Genomic DNA, 5,143 nt, shown 5'->3' with positions numbered 1-5,143 from the left:
AACGAAGAGGTTATGGGTTTAGAAACTTCAACAATTTCAAATTAAGAAGTTTTCTGACTTGGCATTTTGCCAGCTAGTTTCAGTTTATTTTACATACTATGTTCGGTAGAGCCTAATTTCTTTACCCATTGGATTGAAGCTGGGCTTTCTAAAAATTGAGGTACAAACCTCGTGGGAGATTGTTATCGGTGTCATAGCAAAATGTCTGCTGTTTCCTGCGATAACAGAAGAGGTATTTTTTCGCGTTTTACTCCTCCCTCATCCCACAGAAAATGCTTTAACAGTTACTCTGTGGTTTTGGGGATGTATCAGCTTGGTAGCCTTTATTGTTTATCATCCCCTCAATGCTTTAACCTTTTATCCAGAGGGACTCAAAACGTTTTTTGATCCGGTTTTTCTACTCTTAGCTGCACTTCTTGGAATTATCTGTACTCTTGCCTATTTCCAGAGTGGTTCTCTGTGGACTCCGGTAATGATTCACTGGCTGGTTGTAGTTGTATGGATACTTCTATTAGGTGGGTTTAGTAGGTTGCAGTCATTAGTCAGTTAGAAGGTTTGGTGACTAAGGGCTAATAACTAATAATTAACAAATTTTTTGTTTTAACCCCTAGACTTCAAGCTTTTTTTTCTGATATACTCATTTCGATGAGGAAGAATTAGGCTGTAATATTTTTTTGAAGCAGATTTCCATTATTTAAATATACATCAAATAGCGCCACAAAAGAGTAATTTAGAATACATAAATTTAACAAAATCATAAATTACTCTCACCTAGATTCTTGACGAATTTGTAGTATTGCTTGGCGGAAACCGAGGACAATCAAAATATTAGAAAGCGTCAAGAAAACTTCTGCACCACCGTGCAACCAATCTATATTTGCTAAGGACTCTCCATAGGCAACTTTGGCGTAAATTCCAGCGGGAATGGTGACACCAACAAAAACCAATGTCATGTAGAAGCCAATTAAGGCTAATCGTGGCATTTGTCTGCTACGGGTGAGAAACCAGAGAAAACCTAAGTAGGGAAATAGAGAAAGTGCAAAAAGGGTTTCTTTAGAAATCATTATTTTGATTTTTTAGGGGCGATGGTGAATTGTTTTGATTAACGGGTAGGGCGGAATTAGCAACTCGTGATGTGCGCCAAATCCACCAGCCAGCTGCTAAGAGGGTGAAGTTACCAACCAGCGTCATCGCCGCTTGGAGGGTGACAATCCAATCTAGGGATTCAGGGTTGTCGAAAAAGTGCCAGGTGCAGGCACACATGGCGCTGACTAAAGCTGGTAGCATGGCAAAGGACAACGCCCACCACGCCCGGTTGCGAGTAATTTCGCCGTAAGTCCAGATTAGCCAAATGGCGGCGATCCACTCAATGACGCTGGAGACGTGAATAATCCAAGTGGGAATTGAGAGTGCGTGCATGGAAGTTGGGGATTGGGGACTGGGGATTGGGGATTGGGGAAGAAAAATTAATTCCTTTTAAAATTTTTCGCTTCTAGCTACTAGCTTTTACTATCCTACAGCTCAGGTTTGCTGGTAAAGTTTCAGCATGGAAAAGATTCGAGCAGTATGTTGCGGATATTATGGGCAGGGGAATGCAGGCGATGAGGCGTTGCTGGCTTCGCTGTTGCAAATGCTACCAGATAATGTGTTGCCTTTGGTATTGTCAGGCGACCCAAAAAAGACACGCGATCGCTACAATGTTGAAACCTTCTCGCGCAAAGCTTTCTTTCCAGTTCTAAAAGCTTTGCGCCAGTCAGATGTGTTCATCTGGGGTGGAGGTAGTTTAATCCAAGATGCTACCAGCGCCGTCAGCCCCCTATATTATGCGGGATTGATGGGATTGGCGCAGCAACAAGGTTTGAAAACTATTGCTTGGGCGCAGGGAATTGGCCCTTTAAATCGCCAGCTGACTCGCTGGGTGGCGCGAAACGCTTTTGCTGGTTGTAGCGCTGTAAGTGTACGCGATCGCGCTTCTGCTACCCTACTGAGAAATTGGAAAATATCCTCGATTATCGCCCCCGATCCAGTTTGGGCGTTAGATTCGCTACCAGTAAAAGGACTTTGGGACTTACCCGCGCCCAGAGTCGCCGTAACATTGCGATCGCATCCCCAACTTACCCCAACTCGGCTTAATAATCTCACCCGCGCCCTGATAGACTTTCAGAAAGCAACTGAAACCTGCATTTTACTGGTGCCATTTCAACTCAATCGAGATTATGCGATCGCGCAGTCAATTGCATCGCAATTACCCGGCCCCAATCATATTTTCTCTCTAGAAGACCCCAGAGAACTAAAAGGATTATTTCAAGGCGTAGAAATGGCAATTGGGATGAGATTCCACAGCCTAATTATGGCAGCATCCCAAGAATGTCGCTGCTTTGCTCTCAGCTATGACCCCAAAGTTAACCTGTTGATGGAAGAATTGGCAATGCCGGGATGGGATTTAGACCAATTGCCAGATGACCCTAACACAATTAGTAAAGCTTGGCTAGAACACTACGTAAATGGCGATGCCCTCACACCCCATCAAATACAATCTTTGGTAGATAGATCCTTGATGCACCGGGATTTATTAGCTGAAGCTTTAGCCGTGGGATAGCAAAAACTTTGCTTATAAATCTTCCACCAGTGTTAAATCAAGGCAGAGCCTCTATATACTGGTTCCCAGGCTCAGCCTGGGAACCAGTGAAACCTTGCTTATACTTCAACCTGCTGCTGTATTATTTAATACTTAAAATTTGCCAATCCCTAGCAAGCATCCCGTAAACAACTAGATCGACAAAATGATCGTACAGCCATTGGCTAGAGCGAAGAGTCCCTTCGTTGGTAAATCCTAGTCTTTCCGGAACTGCGCGACTCTTGAAGTTCCCTACAGCACAGCGAATTTCTACGCGGTTAAGGTTCAATTCATCCAGCGCATAATGTACCATAGCGCCACAGGCTTTAGTCATCAGCCCCCGTCCTTGGAAATTTTCACCCAGCCAGTAACCGATGCTTGTTGAACGGTTATCCCAATCAATCGTGTGATAGGCAATACACCCGGCTATGCGACCCTTATACCAAATTCCCACAGGAAATCCGTCATTGGCTGAGAATTTTAAGGAACTTTCGATGAAAGATTTTGTATCTTCCACAGTTTTTGTCCCATCAACCCACGGTAGCCATTCCCGAAGATAGTTGCGGCAAGAGTCGGTGAGGGCAAATAATTCCTCTGCGTGTTCAACCTCAAGTAATTTGAGTTCAGTTTCCTCGTCGATGCAAAATTTGAATATGGTATCATTCCCCCGCAAGAACTCTGTTGTGAAATAATCTAATAGAATTGGCTCAACACTGATTTTAAAAAAGCCGTTATTGATAACGCTATATCAAATCCCTTCTAAACACCCCTGACCCTCTCTTAAAATTAGAGCAATGAGTGAAGCTGACACCCCGCAAGACGAAGCTAACAAGTACCAGCCCCCGTCGGAATTATTAAAGGATGAAGCCGGAAGGATGAAGGATGAACAAAGAAACGATGAAGGTTCAGGGATGAACGCCGAAACAGATTCTCCGATTCCGCCTTCATCCGTAGACCTCGAACCTTCCGAGTTTCCTGCACAGGAGGAACCTCGCGTGCAAAAAGTTGTTAGCTTGGTGCATACTCCCCCAACCTCCCAGGAGGAGACCACAGCGCCGAGTATGAAGTCCCAGCCGCCGATAGATACACCTAATTTATTTTTGCTGGCGGCGGAACTGCGTCAGCGAAATCGGGATTTGCTCGTGCGAGTGAATCATCTAGAAAAAGCTTATGCTGAGTGTCAGGAGGCATTGCAGGCGCAAAAAGTGCGATCGCAATCTCAAGAAACCTTACTTGCCCAAGCTTCCGAACAACTTAAGGCTTCCCAAGAGCAAGTAACTCGCCTGTTTCGGGAACTAGAATCATCTCATCAAGCCGCCCAACGTCAGCAAATATTGATAGAAACGCTGACACAGCAGCTAGAAAACTCTCAGGAACGAATAGCCCAGCTAGAGAGAGAATGCGCCTTTACTCAACAACGCTACAACGAGCAATCTCACCAACTGTTTCAAAGTGAAAATCATGCCCGCGAGTTAAGCGCCCGCCTGCACCGCCAGCAGCGCCAAACCTTGCAATTCAAAGCGGCGCTAGAAAAGTGTCTGGAAATGCCCGCCTCGACAGCCGCTGACCCCGAAGCAAATCTACCAGGTGCCAACTGGGCGCAGCGCCAACCCAAAAGCGCACCTGATCCCTCATCACTGGTTCCCAAAGCCCAGCCGATCCAACCTTGGTCAGTGCGATCGCATTTCCTCGACCACCAAGTCGATGAGGAACAGAGTAACCCCACATCATCTTCTTACTCGCCAATTACAGACACAACATCGTTTGTCTCCGCAGATTGGGAACCTATGGAAGAGGAGATGTCTAACTCCCAAGAAGAAGAATTAAGAGTTGTAGAACAAGATTTTGCCTCTGTACTGGATGATTATCCACTACCAACTGAAGTGGACTATATCTATTCCATCTCTGACCCAGAAACAGCTTCTCCTCAAGAAATTTCAGCGATTGAGGAGGAAATCGAAGACTTGCTGCTGGCTGTGACTTCAGTACCAGATGAGAATGATGAACCGGAAACCATCGACACCCCAGCGTCAGATTACAGATTTCCTTTTTCATCATTTCTCGAAGATGCTTCCGAAGATGATGCTGATGTGAACGCCACACAGGAGGAAGCCACCCCAAGGGAAGAAGAATTTGCCGCCTCTTCGCCAGCCCAGCGTTCTGATGCTATTCTCTCCCAACCCAACTGGCCTTCACCAATTGTTTATCCCCAGCGCCCCCCTAAAGGTAGAAAAACGTTGGCAGCAATAGAATTGCCAACGTTTCCGAAAAGAAAGTAGAAATTAACTGATGTGCTTTCTTTACAGATTCAGTTCCTTTCTTGGAAAGGGGCGCAAAGGTATCTAACGTCTGTTGTCTTAACGTTTTGATCCCCCCAACCCCCCTTAAAAAAGCAGGGTGGTTTCAATGTCAACAGAGAAAAATGAGGATGGGTTGATAAACCATATTCAACCATCAACCCATGACCCTCATAGATCAATTAAAAACCATTGCAGACCCCCGTAGTCCAAGAGGAAAACGGCATCC

6 protein-coding genes are annotated in these 5,143 nt (G+C 45.4%); 3 read left to right on the top strand and 3 right to left on the bottom strand.

All coding sequences use genetic code 11. The annotated features are described in order from the left end of the window. Positions 1-133: 133 nt before the first annotated feature. Positions 134-550 (top strand): CPBP family glutamic-type intramembrane protease, encoded by a 417-nt coding sequence (locus H6F74_RS13990; protein WP_199301219.1) that lies wholly within the window; start codon positions 134-136, stop codon positions 548-550. A gap of 217 nt (positions 551-767) precedes the next feature. Here the strand turns inward: H6F74_RS13990 and H6F74_RS13985 are convergent, their stop codons facing one another. Next, positions 768-1,064 (bottom strand): DUF3593 domain-containing protein, encoded by a 297-nt coding sequence (locus H6F74_RS13985; protein ID WP_190442060.1) that lies wholly within the window; start codon positions 1,062-1,064, stop codon positions 768-770. After that, positions 1,054-1,419, bottom strand: coding sequence for a DUF2499 domain-containing protein (locus H6F74_RS13980; protein WP_190442058.1), 366 nt, complete (start codon positions 1,417-1,419; stop codon positions 1,054-1,056). Before H6F74_RS13980 ends, H6F74_RS13985 begins: the two co-directional genes overlap by 11 nt. Before the next feature lie 127 nt (positions 1,420-1,546). On the opposite strand from H6F74_RS13980, the gene csaB reads away from it, so the two are divergent. Further along, entirely contained in the window at positions 1,547-2,599 is a 1,053-nt protein-coding gene (csaB, locus tag H6F74_RS13975) for a polysaccharide pyruvyl transferase CsaB (protein WP_190442056.1), read from the top strand. A 121-nt stretch (positions 2,600-2,720) separates the two neighbouring features. Here the strand turns inward: csaB and H6F74_RS13970 are convergent, their stop codons facing one another. Beyond that, on the bottom strand, positions 2,721-3,272 hold the full coding sequence (locus H6F74_RS13970; RefSeq protein WP_190442062.1) for a GNAT family N-acetyltransferase: 552 nt from the start codon (positions 3,270-3,272) through the stop codon (positions 2,721-2,723). A gap of 139 nt (positions 3,273-3,411) precedes the next feature. Between H6F74_RS13970 and H6F74_RS13965 the strand changes: the two genes are divergently transcribed. Then, complete coding sequence (locus tag H6F74_RS13965; RefSeq protein ID WP_190442055.1) at positions 3,412-4,896, top strand: hypothetical protein; 1,485 nt, start codon at positions 3,412-3,414, stop codon at positions 4,894-4,896. Positions 4,897-5,143: the final 247 nt, after the last annotated feature.

It is taken from the genome of Trichocoleus sp. FACHB-90, from assembly GCF_014695505.1.
GTDB classification, from domain to species: Bacteria; Cyanobacteriota; Cyanobacteriia; order Cyanobacteriales; family FACHB-T130; genus Funiculus; species Funiculus sociatus.
Note: the sequence above shows the minus strand (reverse complement) of the source record. Positions and strands in the feature narration are given on the sequence as shown.

What these genes read in the sequence shown, in the direction of transcription:
- H6F74_RS13980 (WP_190442058.1), bottom strand. Translation starts at nt 1,419, where the DNA reads ATGCACGCACTCTCAATTCCCACTTGGATTATTCACGTCTCCAGCGTC.
- H6F74_RS13985 (WP_190442060.1), bottom strand. Translation starts at nt 1,064, where the DNA reads ATGATTTCTAAAGAAACCCTTTTTGCACTTTCTCTATTTCCCTACTTA.
- H6F74_RS13965 (WP_190442055.1), top strand. Translation starts at nt 3,412, where the DNA reads ATGAGTGAAGCTGACACCCCGCAAGACGAAGCTAACAAGTACCAGCCC.
- csaB (WP_190442056.1), top strand. Translation starts at nt 1,547, where the DNA reads ATGGAAAAGATTCGAGCAGTATGTTGCGGATATTATGGGCAGGGGAAT.